The sequence below is a fragment of the Nitrospira sp. Nam74 genome (assembly GCF_965152615.1).
The window spans coordinates 2,459,217-2,475,676 of record NZ_OZ224220.1 but is presented as its reverse complement, the minus strand read 5'-3'; the positions used below and the strand labels follow the sequence as shown (position 1 = coordinate 2,475,676).

At 58.1% G+C, this 16,460-nt stretch carries 11 protein-coding genes; 1 reads left to right on the top strand and 10 read right to left on the bottom strand.

Going from position 1 to position 16,460, the window contains the following annotated elements; all coding sequences use genetic code 11:
- Positions 1 to 134: 134 nt before the first annotated feature.
- On the top strand, positions 135 to 1,145 hold the full coding sequence (locus tag ACWHYZ_RS11660; protein WP_447987573.1) for an SDR family oxidoreductase: 1,011 nt from the start codon (positions 135 to 137) through the stop codon (positions 1,143 to 1,145).
- 109 nt (positions 1,146 to 1,254) lie between these two features.
- Here the strand turns inward: ACWHYZ_RS11660 and ACWHYZ_RS11655 are convergent, their stop codons facing one another.
- The 10 genes from ACWHYZ_RS11655 to ACWHYZ_RS11610 all read right to left on the bottom strand — a co-directional run bounded on the left by ACWHYZ_RS11655 (position 1,255) and on the right by ACWHYZ_RS11610 (position 16,453).
- Positions 1,255 to 1,998: an SRPBCC family protein gene (locus ACWHYZ_RS11655; RefSeq protein ID WP_447987413.1), complete on the bottom strand. Its 744-nt coding sequence runs from the start codon at positions 1,996 to 1,998 to the stop codon at positions 1,255 to 1,257.
- Positions 1,999 to 2,093: 95 nt separating this feature from the next.
- Positions 2,094 to 3,119 carry a cytochrome d ubiquinol oxidase subunit II gene (locus ACWHYZ_RS11650; protein ID WP_447987412.1) on the bottom strand — a complete coding sequence of 342 codons (1,026 nt, stop codon included), beginning with the start codon at positions 3,117 to 3,119 and terminating at the stop codon, positions 2,094 to 2,096.
- A 63-nt stretch (positions 3,120 to 3,182) separates the two neighbouring features.
- Positions 3,183 to 4,511: a cytochrome ubiquinol oxidase subunit I gene (locus tag ACWHYZ_RS11645; RefSeq protein ID WP_447987572.1), complete on the bottom strand. Its 1,329-nt coding sequence runs from the start codon at positions 4,509 to 4,511 to the stop codon at positions 3,183 to 3,185.
- A gap of 217 nt (positions 4,512 to 4,728) precedes the next feature.
- Positions 4,729 to 5,520 (bottom strand): hypothetical protein, encoded by a 792-nt coding sequence (locus ACWHYZ_RS11640; protein WP_447987411.1) that lies wholly within the window; start codon positions 5,518 to 5,520, stop codon positions 4,729 to 4,731.
- A gap of 263 nt (positions 5,521 to 5,783) precedes the next feature.
- A complete protein-coding gene (locus ACWHYZ_RS11635) occupies positions 5,784 to 7,817 on the bottom strand; it encodes an amylo-alpha-1,6-glucosidase (RefSeq protein WP_447987410.1) in 2,034 nt (677 codons plus the stop codon).
- Positions 7,814 to 9,079, bottom strand: a complete 1,266-nt coding sequence (locus ACWHYZ_RS11630) for a lipase/acyltransferase domain-containing protein (protein ID WP_447987409.1) — start codon at positions 9,077 to 9,079, stop codon at positions 7,814 to 7,816. Before ACWHYZ_RS11630 ends, ACWHYZ_RS11635 begins: the two co-directional genes overlap by 4 nt.
- Before the next feature lie 4 nt (positions 9,080 to 9,083).
- On the bottom strand, positions 9,084 to 11,012 hold the full coding sequence (gene treZ / locus ACWHYZ_RS11625; RefSeq protein ID WP_447987408.1) for a malto-oligosyltrehalose trehalohydrolase: 1,929 nt from the start codon (positions 11,010 to 11,012) through the stop codon (positions 9,084 to 9,086).
- Positions 11,009 to 12,151 carry a DNA topoisomerase IB gene (locus tag ACWHYZ_RS11620; RefSeq protein WP_447987571.1) on the bottom strand — a complete coding sequence of 381 codons (1,143 nt, stop codon included), beginning with the start codon at positions 12,149 to 12,151 and terminating at the stop codon, positions 11,009 to 11,011. The genes treZ and ACWHYZ_RS11620 overlap by 4 nt, the downstream gene beginning before the upstream one ends.
- A 220-nt stretch (positions 12,152 to 12,371) precedes the next feature.
- Positions 12,372 to 13,502 (bottom strand): site-2 protease family protein, encoded by a 1,131-nt coding sequence (locus tag ACWHYZ_RS11615; protein WP_447987407.1) that lies wholly within the window; start codon positions 13,500 to 13,502, stop codon positions 12,372 to 12,374.
- A gap of 56 nt (positions 13,503 to 13,558) precedes the next feature.
- Positions 13,559 to 16,453, bottom strand: coding sequence for a molybdopterin oxidoreductase family protein (locus tag ACWHYZ_RS11610; protein ID WP_447987406.1), 2,895 nt, complete (start codon positions 16,451 to 16,453; stop codon positions 13,559 to 13,561).
- Between the last annotated feature and the right edge of the window lie 7 nt (positions 16,454 to 16,460).

Below are 16,460 nucleotides of genomic sequence, written 5' to 3'. Positions count from 1 at the left end.
CCATGCCCCTGGTCCTGTATACACTTCTCAAACGCAATGATGTGCCTAATGGGGATACCGCTTCGCCGGCGGAGCCGCCGATTCAAGAGGCTACATCGGAGGCGACCGTCATCACCCAATTGAAGGACTCGTCGATGGTGAAATTCAATGGACGCGGGAAATGGCACCCAGTAGTCGCAGTCACAGGAGCATCGGCTGGAGTCGGTCGAGCCACGGTCCGTGAGTTTGCAAGACAGGGAGCATGGCTTGGCCTTATCGCTCGCGGAGTCGACGGATTAGAAGGCGCACGCCGCGAGGTCGAGGAGCTGGGCGGTCGAGCCATCGTCATCCCGACCGATGTGGCCGATCCGGATCAAGTGGAAGCGGCCGCGTCACAGATTGAAGCAGATTTGGGACCGATCGATATTTGGGTGAACAATGCGATGGTCTCGGTTTTATCACCCGTCAAGCAGATGACACCTGCGGAGTATCACCGTGTCACGGAGGTTACGTACCTTGGATACGTGTACGGCACCTTGTCCGCGTTAAAACGCATGTTACCCAGAGATCGCGGAGTCGTCATCCATGTCGGTTCGGCTTTGGCTTATCGTGCGATCCCTCTGCAGTCCGCCTATTGTGGTGCGAAACATGCGATTGAAGGGTTTACGGAATCACTCCGGTCTGAACTCATTCATGATCGCAGCAACGTGCACGTGACCATCGTGGAATTACCCGCGGTGAACACGCCCCAGTTCTCTTGGATCAAAACCCGGATGCCGCGGCATCCCCAACCGATGCCCCCGATCTACCAACCAGAGGTGATTGCCAAAGCGATTGTATGGGCCGCCCATCATCGGCGCCGTGAAATCAGCGTGGGATGGCCGACCGTGAAAGCGATCGTCGGCGATAAGTTCATTCCTGGGTTGCTCGATCGTTACCTCGCGTGCATCGGCTATTCTGCGCAGCAGACCAAGGACCCTGTGGACCCGCATCGTCCGAATAATCTGTTCAAGCCTGTACCTGGTGATCATGGCGCCCACGGTCGCTTCAATCACCAGGCCCGCACAAAAAGCCTTCAATTGTGGGTGAACATGCATCGAGAGTGGCTTGCCCTTGCCGGCCTTGCCTTCGCCGCTATCTTATGGGGAAAAAGGGCTAAGGTTTAAGTCCTCTCTTCCTCATGAGCCTGCTCGGCGTACATTCCTTGTCTACCGTCACCGAGGCTGATCGTACCAAGGTGACCGGCGCCTATGAGTCGGTGACGCGTCAGGCTTCTTACCTCCCTCTACCCCTTGGCTGTCCCTCGGTCGTGAGGATATCCCCTGTTTCCATATATTGCTTGAAGCGCCGCAGATCTTCGCCAATCTCCTGACCGGGCTCCTCACCAAAGAGTTTCGCGACGGTCACGCCGAAGGCGCCGCCGATAGGCTCATATTCCAGTTCGATGGTCACCTGCGTGCCGCGCCCACCAGGTGCTGGGACGAACCTCACGACACCCCAATGATCGACATCCGAACCTCCACACGACTGCCAGGCGATGAATTGACCGGGTTTATCATTGACTATTTCGGCATCCCATTCGAGTCGTTTCCCGCCCGGTCCGCTCACCACCCAATGCGATCGCTTCTCATCCTCCACGGTCACGGACGCTACGTGACGCATGACTCTCGGCAGATTTTCGAAGTTGCGCCAGAACCGATACAGCTCGTCGGAAGTGCGGTTTATCATGATGCCTTCGACAACCTCGACGCGCTGTCGTCCACGTGTCGTCCGGACCAGTCTCACACCCAACGCCTGGTACAAGAGACTGCGGCCGGTGATGCTCCGGTAGAGCAGCACCGCCCCTAAGGCGGCGACCGCGCCCCCATTGACGCCGCGTCGTCTCACACCATACAAAGCCAAAGCCGCTCCTGTGATTCCGGACACCCATCGCTCGACGTCATCGACATTCACAGACTGTTTCGAGGAGAGGGATGTACCGTGTCCATATCCATGCGGTGTTGTCATGCACGTGGCCATAGAGACCTCCCGTTGCAGTTACAGGGTAATGAAACAGGAACAGGGTGGAATGTCTAACGTGGCCTTTCATGTTTGCACCTGAGCCGGACGCGACACTACTCCAGTGCACGTAGAATCGTGCCTCCTTTAAATACGCGATACAGGTAATAGAGGGACGGAAAGAGCACCAGCGCCCCGGCGAGGAGCGCTATCAAGACCAACTGTAACGTGGATGATGGAGCCGCATCCGCTATCGTGACATCAGGCTCGACGAGATAGGGATACTGGGCCAGTGCCCACCCCCCCAAAATGAGACTGACTTCGCTGACGGCAAAGACGAATGCGGCGCGATCCTTTTTTTGCCAGAGGGCTACGAGAGCAGCCATGGCCGACAGCACTGTCAGCGAGACAATCGTGATCCCTCCTGCCGTATCACCAAGATTGTTCCGGATATGTTGGGCGTCATCCTTGGACAACAGGAAGACGGCAGCAGCAACCATAGCAGCGGCGCCGGCTGCCCACAAGGCTCGCTTTCGGAAGTCCTCTCGTAATCCATCCTGCCGTATTTCGAGCAGAAGATACACAGCCGCCAGAAAAGCAAACAGCGCCAGCGCGAGTAATCCCACGGTGAGACAAAAGGGATTTGCCCATGGACGCACGAACATGTCGGCAAAACCGGCGCCCGGTCCACCCAGCCTCCCGGAGGCGATCGCGCCAATGATCGTGCCGAGCATAACCGGTGTAAAGAGGCTCGATACGCCAAAGACGCGCTCCCACAGCCGTTGAGCCCTGGTCTCACGCTCTGATCGCGGCACGATATCATTGGTACGAAAGGCAAAGGCAGAGCCGCGCAAGACGATTCCAATCAACATAAGGGAAAGTGGAATATGGAGCCTGGTGGAGAGCAGGGCAAACGCCTTCGGAAAGGCGGTGAACAATACCGTTACGATCAGGATCAACCAGACGTGATTAGCTTCCCAAATAGGGCCGATCGCCTTCGCAATCGCCTCACGCTGGGCCGAAGCGCGTGGGCCCGTCGCAAACAGACTCCACACGCCGGCGCCATAATCCGCCCCCCCAAGGAGGACATAAAACATCAGCGAGATCAGAATAATTCCGGCAAGGACGAGCTCAACAGACATAGTCGATCCAAGCAAAGTTGAAAATTATAAACGCAACACTGACGGAAACCGCTTCTCACATCTTTAATGGTGCATTTTTAACTGTGAATTCTGATTCCCTGCTGCGGTAGCCGCGATGTGTCGTTTCAGCAACCACACGACGACCAGACCCAGGACGCCATACAGAAGCGTAAACGTGGCGAAGGGAATCGTCAGTCCCGGCATCGGCGTGATGGCCTCGCTCGTTCGCATCACGCCATAGATAATCCATGGCTGCCGGCCTACTTCTGTGACGACCCATCCCGCCTCGATCGCAATAAATCCCAGCGGCGCGGCAAGCACCAGAGCCCTGAGCAGTGCCGTGTCATGTTCCAAGGCATGCTGGCGCCAGCTCCGCCACCCTGCCCACAGGACAACTCCCATCATGACGAACCCCGCCGCGACCATGACTTGAAAGGCCAGATGCACGACCGCCACCGGCGGCCAGTCCTCTCGCGGTATCGCATCGAGCCCCGTCACAGGGGCATGCGGATCATGATAGAGCAGGAGGCTCAATGCATATGGAATTTCAATCCCGTACCGCACCTCCTGCCGATCCGCATCGGGAAGCCCACCAAGAACAAACGAAGCACCTTCTTGAGTGCGAAAGAGTGCCTCGAACGCAGCAAGCTTTGCCGGCTGATGGTGCGCAACCGCCCTTGCCAAGACATCGCCGCTAATCGGCTGCATGACGGTGGCTACGCCTCCTACGATCAGGGCTATTTCCAGCGCCCGCCGGTGAAGCGCATTGCTCCGATCGCGAAGGAGCAAATAGGCATGAATGCCTGCGACCGCAAAGCCTGTCGCAGCGAATGCGGCCAACACCATGTGGATCGTTTCATTGGCCGCATGCGGATTGCGCATGGCGGCAATTGGGTCAACGGCCACCGGACGTCCTTCAATCAGGTCGAAGCCGGTGGGCGTATTCATCCACGCGTTCGCGGTTACCACCGCAATGGCCGACGCCACTCCACTCAGTGCGACGATCATTCCCATCGCGAGATGCGTGCGCGGGGGCAGATGGTTCCAGCCATACAAATACAACCCGAGAAAAATGGCTTCCGTAAAAAACGCAAACCCTTCGAGGGCGAAGAGTGGGCCGATCAGGGGCCCCGCCCAATTCATGAATGAAGGCCACAGCAGACCTAACTCAAATGAAAGCACGGTACCCGACACCGCACCCACAGCGAACAGGATCGCCGTGCCCTTTGCCCATCGCTTGGTTAGGCTCAGATACAGGCCATCACGGGTTCGCAGCCATCTCCACTCCGCGATCGTCATCAGCAACGGCATGGCAATGCCGATCGCGGCGAAAATGATGTGAAAGCCCAGCGACATCGCCATCTGGGAGCGGGCCGCGACGAGATCGGTCATGGGCACGCGCTGATCCTCTGGATCATGGGGTGGTTCGTGATCTTCGCTCAGGCGACGCCTCCCGAGGACGGCTCTCGGTACGAATTGGACAAGGTTTTTGCAGCACGATGTTCGGCAGAGGTTCTAAGAAAGGTCGGTCGCGTAGAGATGCTTATGCGTCCCGTTGCCGTTACGACGCGCTCGAACCGGGCCTACCGGTTCGAGCGCGCGCGTCGATTTACCCTCGACCCGGGCCCACTTCCCGACCACGCTCCCATCCATAGTGAACCGCATCTTTATAGCGATCCCACGGTCCCATGGTGCCCTCGTTCCAATTGCGGTGAGCGCGCATTTCGACGTCATTCCAGTCCATCGTCGTGTACCGTGGATCCTTCGCCAGACCGAATCCATACTGGTACGCAGGACGATACTGATCATATCCATACCCGGAATTCGCATAGTTCGCTTCATAATTCTGGCGGAAGTCCGGCTCATACGGAGCGATCTCAGCGACGTTCACATCGGATCCCGGCATACTTGATTCCGCTCCTTGCCGCAGACCCACTTCCTCCGACGACCGGTCACGCGGTTCAATCATCGCTTGTTCTCGAGGCTCCACCGGAACAATAACCACCGTTCGTTCCTCGATCACAGAGGGCTGCTGTTCCATGGCCATGGATTCGGACTGCCCGCTCATCCCCTGCCCACTGGCACGAGGAAGGGCCTTCCCCCCGGCCATCTCATTCGTCGTCGACGTCGAGGATTGGGTCTGCCGTTCACGAATCGGCTTGTTGGCCATCGACTCGCGGATTGCTTCATTATCCTGGGCGCTCGCCGATTTCTGCCCGATAGGGCCAGGACGATTCAGGTTCATTTCGTTGACGACTGCCCGTTCCTGATCGGCCGAAGAATACCGGGCCGCCGGTGGCGCCCCCCCGGACGCGCTCTGGGTGCCGCGGCCCGACTCACACCCGACAAGAACCACTACGGGGAGTACTGCTACAGTCAGCAAACTCGTCAGCATCTTCATGGTTTTCCTCCTTTGCTTGCTCTCCTCACTCTTTTTTTCCTCACCGTTATTAAGACACGAATGGAAACCACCTACCAGCAGCACAACGCTGACTCAGGCGTCGCTGCAAGGCCCAACAACGATGACGGTTCACTCCTTACATAGTTTCATCGTGACGCTCGCCCCCCCTCGCGACTGATCCGGCTCTGTTCATCGAATGGGAGCGACATGGTAATTGCTATTCCAGTACTCGCGGATGTTCAGACTGCGCGGTGCTCGGCCCATCACCGCGCAGTCTTCACATATGCTCGCAACACTTCGGCCACGCTCCACGCCTGTGCGATACAGCCGCGCGGATGGTACGGCGCCTCGGCGTCGAAGATCTCGCTGATCGTGCCCACGCCCGCATCTCGTAGGTGTTGCTCAAATCCCTTCAACATGGTTCGTGCTGCGCCCTTGTCACCGTGGACCTTAAGCCAGGCATCTATATAGTGTCCGATCAGCCACGCCCACACGGTGCCTTGGTGATAGGCTGCGTCCCGTGCACGGAGATCGCCACAGTATGCCGGCTTATAATCAAGATGACCGCGCGCTAGACTACGCAATCCGACGGGAGTCAATAATTCTCGCGACACCTTCTCAACCACAGATGCCCATCGGTCTTGCGCCAGTAGGGGAAATCGCAGCGAGACGGCAAAGATTTGATTCGGCCTCAAACTCCTATCGTCTCCGCCTTCACCGTCGATGACATCGTACAAATAGTGGCCCGGCTCATACCAAAACCGTGTATTGAAAGACGTGAACGCACGTTCTGCAAGGGCGGTCCACTGTTCGGACCGCTGTCCTAACATGTCTCCCCAGGACGCCATCAGTCGCAACGCGTTGTACCAGAGACCTTGAATCTCCACCGGCTTTCCACGCCGTGGTGTCACCACCCAGCCCTCACACTTGGCATCCATCCAGGTCAATTGATACCCCTCGGCGCCGGCTTTCAACAATCCGTCCCGATCGTCCAAACCAATGCCAAAATCAGTGCCCTTCACGTGATGCTCGAGTATGGAGGCGAGAATCGGAAACAGCGCTTCGAGCGTCTCACGGTCTTGCGTCGCCTCAAGATAGCGATCCAGCGCATGGAAGTACCAGAGTGTGGCGTCGGCGGTGTGATACAAGGCTGATCGCTGTCCCTCGGGAAAAAGATTCGGCATAAGGCCGTCTTTCACATACCGAGAAAAGGTCCATAGGATTGCCTTGGCTTCCTCATGGCGGCCGGTGCAGAGGGTCAACCCCTCCAGACTGATCATGGTGTCACGACCCCAATCGGTGAACCAATGGTAGCCGGCAATGACAGTACGAACATCATGGCCGGATGCCCGGGCCAGAATTTGTTCATCAACACGGCTGGCCGGGACCACGATAAACTGATCCGCCGCGAGAACGAGGTGCGGAGCAATGTCCTGCCGGGCCTCGTCCGGTGCGCGGCTCATCAATTGTTCGAGGCGGCGATGCTCGGCCTCTCGAATGGCCCACGCGTCCAACTCTAGGGATTCCCATACCTCGGTACTAGCGACAAGCGCTAATGATTCTTGCGCATCGAGCGCCATACTGAAATACCCGGGGCTGAACACATTTTCAACGTGGGGATACCCGCGGTCCTTTTCCACGCGATAGTACACTTTCTCACTGATGTCGTCGGCGACAAAGACGCCCTGGTGTGGGCGCACGGCCAACTTCATGGCCGGCGTGTCGTCACCCCATTGCACTTCATAGCGGCCGCGTTTCACGGTGAGCCAAGAGTGGGGCTCCCCGGTGGTAGCGAGCGAGGCATCGTGCCCGTGATGTACCACGAAAGGACGCAACTGTAATCGAACGGGACCTCCTGCCAACATCACATACTCGATGTAGACCGTGTTGTATCCGTAGGGCATGATGACGCGCTTTTCGAGATGGCACCCCTCAAGGTCGAACAGCCAGACCGGTGTTTGGCCTTCCCACCGAAATTCTCTAAGAAACCGAGGGCCCTCTCCCTCAATGCGCCCGTCGGTGTATTGGGCCCCGTTTAGCAGCACCCATCGCCCGCCGACCTCCACCGCCTCATCGACGCGCGGCAACATCATCGTGCGCCCCTGCGGGGCCGGAAGATCGGGCACAAAGAGGCCATGATGCCGTCGGGTGGCAACGCCTCTGACTGTCCCGGAGGCATAGCCACCGAGGCCATTCGTGACGAGCCATTCACGGTCCAACAGGGCCGCCGGATCCTGGTCGGCATGCCAAGGAAACGCGAGGATCGGCAGCAAGGACGGGGCCGTCCGTTGGGTCACGATGTCCTCCGACTTCCCGACAGAAATGCAATGATGTCTTCTTGGATCGCCGGCCGGGTCATCAATTCCGTATGCCCGGCATCATATTGGTGGTGAGTCACGCCGAACACCTGCGCATAGGGCAGTGGCAGCATGGCCGACTCGGTGGTCACCGTCCCGTCGCCATCCTTGAACAGTATTGTTGGGTCGGCTTGAGGCACTGCCTTCTTCAGCGTGCCGTCGTCGAAGATCAAGGAGGCTGTATCCACTGCTTGATGCTGATCCCAGATCCCGGTTGCCAGGGTGGGGCGGCCCCTTCCCGTGATGGACAGCAGCGGGAGGGGCAGCGGGGTGTGAGTCGTGACGGGGCTGTGCAGGAGCGCTGAAAACCGCTTCGACTGTGCGAGCCATTTCAGCGTATATGCTTCACGACGGGCGGCTACATCCTCCGGCAACGATGCCGGCTTAAGCAATCCCCATCGATGCGCGGTCCAATTCTTTCCGTTTCGAATCGCGCCAATGATCGGTGCAACGGTTGCAGTCAAGAGCACGTCGGTCTCCATGGCCGGGAGGAGATAGTACGTCGCTGGGAACGATGCCACGGCGGTGGGTTGCAGTAATGTTCGATTCAGCCCGATCGTCACGCCGCATTGACTGTTCCGGAACGCGATCATTGTTCCCTTGAACGGGACACCGACCAATACCACACCATCGACGTGGGATGCCCCTTCCCACGTTTCCACGGCCTGATCGAGATCTTGTGTGCCATAACGAAGATAATAGGCGGTCAGCAGACCACCCATACTATGGGCCACCAACCGGATATCCGTCGTGCCGGCCATGCGAAGATCTTCGATGACTGCGGAGAGCTTCCGCACGTTCGCCATCACATCGTCACGCCAATCATAGGAAAAGGGGACAATGCTCGCGCGATCCAGACCATATGTTTCCAACGCCGTCCGCATTGAACCATAGCCGTCGACGGCATACATCAGCGGGACAATGGGAATATTCTCCAGCATGCCATCGGGCTGCAGCGGGATTGCGTCGTGAAGACCAAGTCCCGGGACCGTTAGCGTGAGCGGCACATCGCCGAAGACCGCCTGAGTCACTGAAATCCAGATCAACGCGCCATCCGACACCCGCATCAGCCGCGTCCCGTAGTATCCGGGCACAAGAATAATGGCGGATCGGATGACCTGAGCGGGAGCCTCCTTGTGGCCCTTCTCTCCGGCACACCCGAACAAGACGAGCGCCGTCAGCGCTAGGATGCAGCCTCGCAACGCCTTACCTCACTGTAGGTTCTGCCGAGAAGAGCGTGGCGGTCGCCGCCGGTAACCTCCAGCCGCGGTCGGTACACGGATTGACGACTCCGGGACCGCCATAATCGGGATGGTCGCTGGACCAACGCAGGCGCCACTCGCGACCGGGCACAGGCGCCAGTAGCGGCTCAGGCGCCGGAGAGTACGGCAGGTCTTGTCCCCAGTTGAGCAGGAGCAGACGGTCGTCATCGGCCTCCCCGAAGAAACGAACGATGAGAGCATCAGCACTCAACACAGCCCCATCGAGACGATCGCGCCGCTGTGCGGCGATCACAGGATCTTCCCGGCGGATGCGCAGCAGGTCTTGATGGAATTGATAGTCACGATGATGTCGGCGACGCTCGGATCGGTCGAGTTTCGACCGCTGGAATGCGTCGCCTTCTGCGGGGTCCAGAACGTGGTCCTGCGCCTCAGGGGATCCGTAACTGGGAAACTGCGCCAGGAATTGGCGGCGGCCACGATGCACGAGCCCTGCAAGGTCCTTTCGATGATCCGCGAAAAAGACGAACGGAGTCGACGCCGCGAACTCCTGGCCCATGAACAACATCGGCGTTTCCGGCGCTAACAGCATGAGCGCAGCCAGGACCCTGTATCGGGATGGATTGGTTAACGCATGGATGCGCTCTCCTTGTAGATGATTGGCCACCTGATCGTGGTTTTGAATAAAGAAGACAAAGGCGGAGCCCGGTTCCGTCGTCACCGCGGAGCCACGCGGCTTGCCTTGCCATTCGTAGCGCTGGCCCTGATAGAGAAAACCGCGCTTCACCGCGGAGAGGACTTCCTGTGCACAGCCGCGATAATCCGTATAGTAGGCTTCACGCCGGCCGGTGAGTGCGACCCGGGCAGTGTGGTGAAAATCATCATTCCATAGCGCATCCAAACCGCATCCTCCTTGTTCAACGGGAGCGATCAAGCGGACGTCCTGGGGCTCATTTTCACCGATAAGGATGATGGAGCGCGAACCGGCCGCTTCACGGGTGCGGCAGGACAGCTCCGCCAGGATGTGGACCGGACCGGCGTCATGGATATCCTGGGTCGCATCGATTCGCAATCCGTCGACGTGGCATTCGCCGATCCAGTAGCATGCGTTCTGAATGAAAAATTCGCGCACCTCACGGGAGCGTGTGCCATCGAAATTAATCGCCGCGCCCCAATCATTTTTATAACGATCGGTGAAATACTCGTCGCCATAGGCGGTTAGATAATTGCCATCCGGGCCGAGGTGGTTGTACACCACGTCAAGGACCACCGCGAGTCCGTGCCCATGCGCGGCATCGACGAACCGCTTGAATGCCTCCGGGTCGCCGTACACGTGGGCCGGTGCGTAGAGGCCGACTCCATCATAACCCCAGTTCCAGCGACCCGGAAATTCGCCCACCGGCATGACCTCGAGCACCGTGATGCCCAATCCTTTGAGATCCTCTAATTCACGGACCGCCGCATCAAACGTTCCTTCAGGAGTGAAGGTGCCAATGTGCAGCTCATATATCACCTGTCCATGCATCTCGACTCCGGACCACTGTCCGTCATGCCATGCATATTGTCCTGGGTCCACGATGAGAGAGGGTCCATGCGGTCCGTCGGGTTGATACCGGGAGCAAGGATCGGGATACAGTCCTTCACCATCGAGGCGGTACCGATAGTGCATACCGGTTTCCGCTTCGGGCAGCAGCCCGGCAAAGTACCCCCTCTCGTCCTTTTGTAACGGCACAGCCTTCTCGGTCTCCTCCAGCCAGACGTCCACATGCTGCCGCTTTGGGGCCCACACGCGAAACCTTACACCTTCTTTACACACCCGCGCTCCAAGCTCGAGACGCCTGTCCTGACTGCCGATCGTGGGCTGTGGAGACGGGACGGATCTCTCACCACGTCGGTGGGTATCAGTGGTATTCACCCGCATCGCTCCTTCTTTGCCTTTGTTAGCGATTGCTTGAGCAATCGGCTCAGCGACCGTTTGTCGTGCCGGGCTCCCTTGGCGCCTTCTGCCTCCCGCTTCAGACGCTGCTGAAGCAATGTTAAGACTGCGGCCTCCTCCGCAGAGAGGTGGTGAAGCGAGTGCATGAATTCCTTTTTCACGCGACGGTTCAGCATGTCCAACAACGCACCGTCCATGTACTGTGTAATGACGGCCGGATGGATATAACATTTACGGCACACCGCCTTCGTATTGCCCAACCGCTTCGCCACGGATTCAATTGCCTGGATGACATTGCGCTTGGCCTGTGCTTGTGAATCGAAGGTCTCAAATTCCTGCAGCGCCCTGGCAGCCAGCACGGTCCCTGCCCATGTTCTAAAATCTTTTGCTGTAAATTCTTCGCCGGTCGTCTCTTTTAGATAGGCATTCACATCGGAGGCATCGATTGAACGAATGGTCCCGTTCTCGTCGATGTATTGAAACAATTCATAGCCGGGCAGGTCTTGGCTTTTCTTCACGATGTTCGCCAGCCGCCGATCGGTCAGGTCAATCGCATGTTTGACACCACTCTTACCTCGAAATACAAACTTCAGGGTGGCGCCCGACACATTCACATGCCGGTCCCGCATCGTGGTCAAACCAAATGAGTCATTCTGGCGGGCATATTCCTCATTCCCGACGCGAATCAACGTCGTTTCCAACAATCGCACGACCGTCGCCAGGATTTTTTCGCGCGGAAGCCCGGGCCTCGCAAGGTCCGCATCGACGCGTTCCCGAATCTTCGGCAACACCTTCGCAAAGATGACCAGGCGCTCATACTTGGTTTCATCTCGGACTTCGCGCCATCGAGCATGATACCGATATTGTTTTCGCCCTTTGGCATCGAGGCCGGTCGCCTGCACATGACCATGGGGGATGGGACAGATCCACACCTCCCGCCACGCAGGGGGGATCGCGAGTGACTTGATTCGGGCCAGCACTTCGGTGTCTCGAATGATATTCCCGTCGGGGTCGGTATAGATCATCCCGGTCCCCACTTTCTTCCGACGAATGCCCGGGCCCGTGTCGGTGACATATCGCAACCCCGCGGTTTTCGCCGATTGAAGGGCATCGGAAATCGTCGCCTGACGCTTACGCCTTTGCTGCCATCGCCCTGTTTCATGTGCAAGATGTCTCAGGACTCGCCGCTCCAATACACACCATCCCTTCTCTGGGTCCCGACTTGCACATTGCTCTGCACACCGTCTGCCAATGCCGCTCGAACGGCTCGGATTCGGACGTACGCGCCAAAAGACGCGCCATTGAAACGTAGCTCGAGTCCTTTTGTGAGCCCACTGCTCACATGCTCAGTTCGGTCCTCGCCTGCAGGACCTGCAGAATTCGGCCTCGAGACAGGATCCCTTCCATGCGGCCGTTTGTCATCACCGGCAATTGATTGACATCGTCACGCCCCATGGCCAGCAAGGCATCGATGACCGGTGTATCCGGGGAGACGGTGCGCAGATGCTTCAACGGACGCATGACTGCTTCAATCGTCGTCTGATTCCAGCGTCCTCGATCGACGTACTTGAGGTCGGCTGGGGTCATGAGTCCCGCGACCCGGCCGTTGTCCTCAACCACGAAACAGCGTTGCCCGGTGCGCAACAAATAGTGATCGGCGAATGTTTGCAACGACATGCGGGCATCGACACGGAGGCAGTCGTCTGACATGATGTCCCGCACACGCAACCCTTGCAGGCCAGCGACCACTTCGGTTTGCATGTAGGCCGCTCCCGCCGCATCGAGCAAAAACCATCCGATCAGCGCAATCCATAAACTATTGAATCCTGACCCGCTGAAGAATTGCCACACACCAAAGGCGATGAAGAAGAGTGCGACGCCTTGGCCAATGCGAGCGGCAATCCGTGTCGAACGGTCGGCATTCCCCGTGATCCACCAAATAGCAGCGCGTAAGACTCGGCCCCCATCCAACGGGAAGCCCGGAATCATATTGAAGACCGCGACAGTAAAATTGATGTACCCGAGCCATACCAATACGGCCACAGGAGGATTCGCCGGGGTGAGATCTGCCCCCCATCCGAGAGCCGAGGCGAGACCGGTGCAGAGTATGCCGATCGCCACACTGGTCAATGGCCCCGCGATGCCCATCCAGAACTCGGTCTTTGCATCGCCTGCATCCTTTTCAATCGACGCCACGCCTCCGAGAGCAAACAAGGTGATGGAACGAACCGGCAGACCTCGCGCCCTCGCGACAAGAGCATGCCCAAGCTCATGAACGACAATGGACGCAAAGAATAAGAGCCCCGTGACGACCGCCGCCGACCAGACGACTGCGAATGTCCACTGCGGATTCACCTCGGCAAAATGCGCTCCGAGGGACAACGTGATCAACGTCGCGATGAGAATCCAACTGTAGTGAATGCCGATGGCAACGCCGGCAACACGGCCAATCCACACATGTGGTTGCATAGATCACCCTGCTTGTACTTGCGTCTTCATCTTCGCCAAACAATTCTTCATCGGCGCTACGTGACAGTCAGCGCTTGTGGCGCGGCTTGATCGATTCGGGTGCGCAACCACGCCATCTGCCGTTCTGTCTCGCCATGAAGCGTTTCGCACGCGGCAAGCAACCGTTTATCACGCAATGCCTTAGCAGCCTGTTCTAGTGCTTCATAACTGAGGTACACTTCTGATGCCGCCAGCCAGAGATCATGAAGATCCCGTAACAAGCCAATGCCTCCTGAGCGCGGTCCTTCAAAAAGTGCCTTTCGTAAACGGTCCGGCTCACGGCTCCGTTCTTCATGGTATCGCTCAATGAATGGCTTGATCTTCTCCACGTGCCGGGTTGACCAAGTTGCCATCAGTGTACAGGTCGCATCGATGTCCGGCTCGGCCGTATGGTGTGCCGCTACGTTCTTAAAGGCTTCCGCCAAATGCTCTTCGCTTCGGTGGAGTAATCCTAAATAGAGGGCCACGGGTCGCTCGCCTGTGGCTGAGAAAGCGGCCTTTCTCACCTTCGCCGGTAATTGGGTCGTCTCTTTCGAAAGCGTCCTGACTTCGTCCATGGCGTGGGCCACCACCTCGGCCATCCGCGCGGTTGCCGATTCCCGCTCCGCTTTTCTGGCGCGAACGGCAGCATGCTTGAAGTAGGGCTGTTTGCTAACGGGATCCCACTCCGTCAGCGTGAGCTCATTCGCAGCGCGTGACCGATCGGGGTCATCCCAATAGCCGTAATGAAAGGGAACGAAAAGATGACCGAGAATAATGTCGCCGAGACGAGCCGGGGCGCTGATACGCCCCCGGCGCGACTCGACTTCCACCATGTCTCCTTCCCGGATGCCCAGACGACCGGCATCCTCCTCGGAGATTTGAACAAAGGCGTCAGGCGCCGCTTCATTCAGTTCTTTTATACGGCCGGTCTTCGTGCGTGTGTGCCAGTGATAGACGATGCGTCCGGTGGTCAGCCAGAGCGGATAGTTCTCATCCGGGGTTTCATGTGGCGGCTGATAGTCCACGCCATGAAGAACGGCCCTGCCCCGCGGGTCGCGCGCGCGATACTCCTGCTCCGTGTTCACCGCGCCGGTTGTGAGATCGTGCCCGAATGTTTCACAGTAGTCTGCCTGTGTATTAAAGATGTGATCCGTATAGAGACGTTCCGCTCCATCCGGGAACGTTTCATTGCATGGCCACTGGATGCCCGACCTCCCGCTGAGTTTTTGATAAGTCAGCCCGCTGTAATCGCATGGTCGGCCTCGCGAGCATGTTTTCCATGCTTCGAACGCCTCTTCGGGGGTTGTCCATTTGATCAACGGCTCGCCGTCCTTGTCCCGGAAGTCCATGCGGCGAGCATAGTCCAGTAATATATCGAGATCCGACCTCGCCTGCCCCGGAGGGTCGATGGCCTTATGGCTGATGTGCACCGTGCGATCGACATTGGTAAAGCATCCCGTCTTTTCACCCCAGAGCGCAGCCGGCAAAATGACATCCGCGTACTCGGTCGTCTCCGTCTCAAAAGCGTCCGCCACCACGAGAAACAGGTCCGACTTCTTTAAGATATGGCGGATACGTCCGAGTTCCGGCAGAGAGATGGCCGGATTCGTTCCATTGATCCACAGCATCTTGAGAGAGCCTTCTTCGGCATACCGGAAGATCTGCATGGCATGGGTGGGCGGAGCCCAGGTCGGCAACTTCAAGGGGTCGATGTTCCAGAGGCGGGCCAGATCGTTGAGATGCGCTTGGTTCTCCCAATTTCGAAATCCCGGCATATCCCCATTCGCGCCGGTTTCCCGGGTATTCTGGGCGGTCGGCTGCCCGTTCATCTGTAACACTCCGCTGCCCGGCTTGCCGATCACGCCACGCAGCAGATGGATGTTATTGACTTGAATCGATGCGGCGGTGGCTTGCATCGACTGATAGACGCCCTGCAAGACCGTAGAAACGAGCGACGGACTTTCCCCAATGATGGTGGCAGCCTTCATGAGATCCCGCTGCGGGATGCCTGTCACCTCTTCCACCCGCGCGGGCGTCCAGTGTGCGACGGCTTCTTGAACCTCTTCATACCCAACGGTGTGGGCATCAATAAATGCGTGATCGATATGTCCAGTGCGAATCAATAGGTGTTGCAAGCCGTTCAGCACCGCGACGTTGGTTCCCACTCTGGGCGCCAAATGCACATCAGCTTCCTTCGCCGTATCCGTTCGACGCGGATCGATCACGATCAGCTTCGGAGGATTTGGGCCTCGACGACGATCGAGGATCCGCATCCACAGCACCGTTTGTTGCGACGCCATATTATGTCCGACCAGAAGGAGGGCATCCGTGCTATCAATGTCCCGGTACGATCCCGGCTGTCCATCACTTCCAAACGATTCCTTCAAGGCAAAGGCAGAGGTTGCGGTGCACAAGCGAGTATTCCCATCCATGTGCGGCGTGCCGATGCCTGCCTTCCCGATGACGGCCAGCGTGTAGTACTCCTCCAGAAAGAGCTGGCCGCTCGTGTAAAATCCGACGGCGCTTGCCGTGTGCCGATCCATGATGTCTTTCGAACGGCGAACGATCAGATCCATGGCCTCATCCCACGTCGTGGCACGAAATCGCCCGCTCTCACGAACAAGGGGGTGCGTCAAGCGATCCGGGCTATGGTTGGCGGCCCAGCCATGCAGCCCCTTGGGACCCAGACGACCATGGTTCACACGATCATCCTCGCGTCCACGCACGCCGACAATGCGCCCATCTTTTGTGCCGATGTCCAGGCCGCATCCGTTGGAGCACAACAAGCAACAGGACTGCACCCACTGCTCGGGCTCTTCCTGAAGATGGCTGTCGACCCGGACGGGCCATTGCTGATTGACGGTCGGTGTCCGTTCACCCCATATATCGTCAATGCTCCTTGGTGTCTGTATTGGCAACACGTGCGACATGGCTATT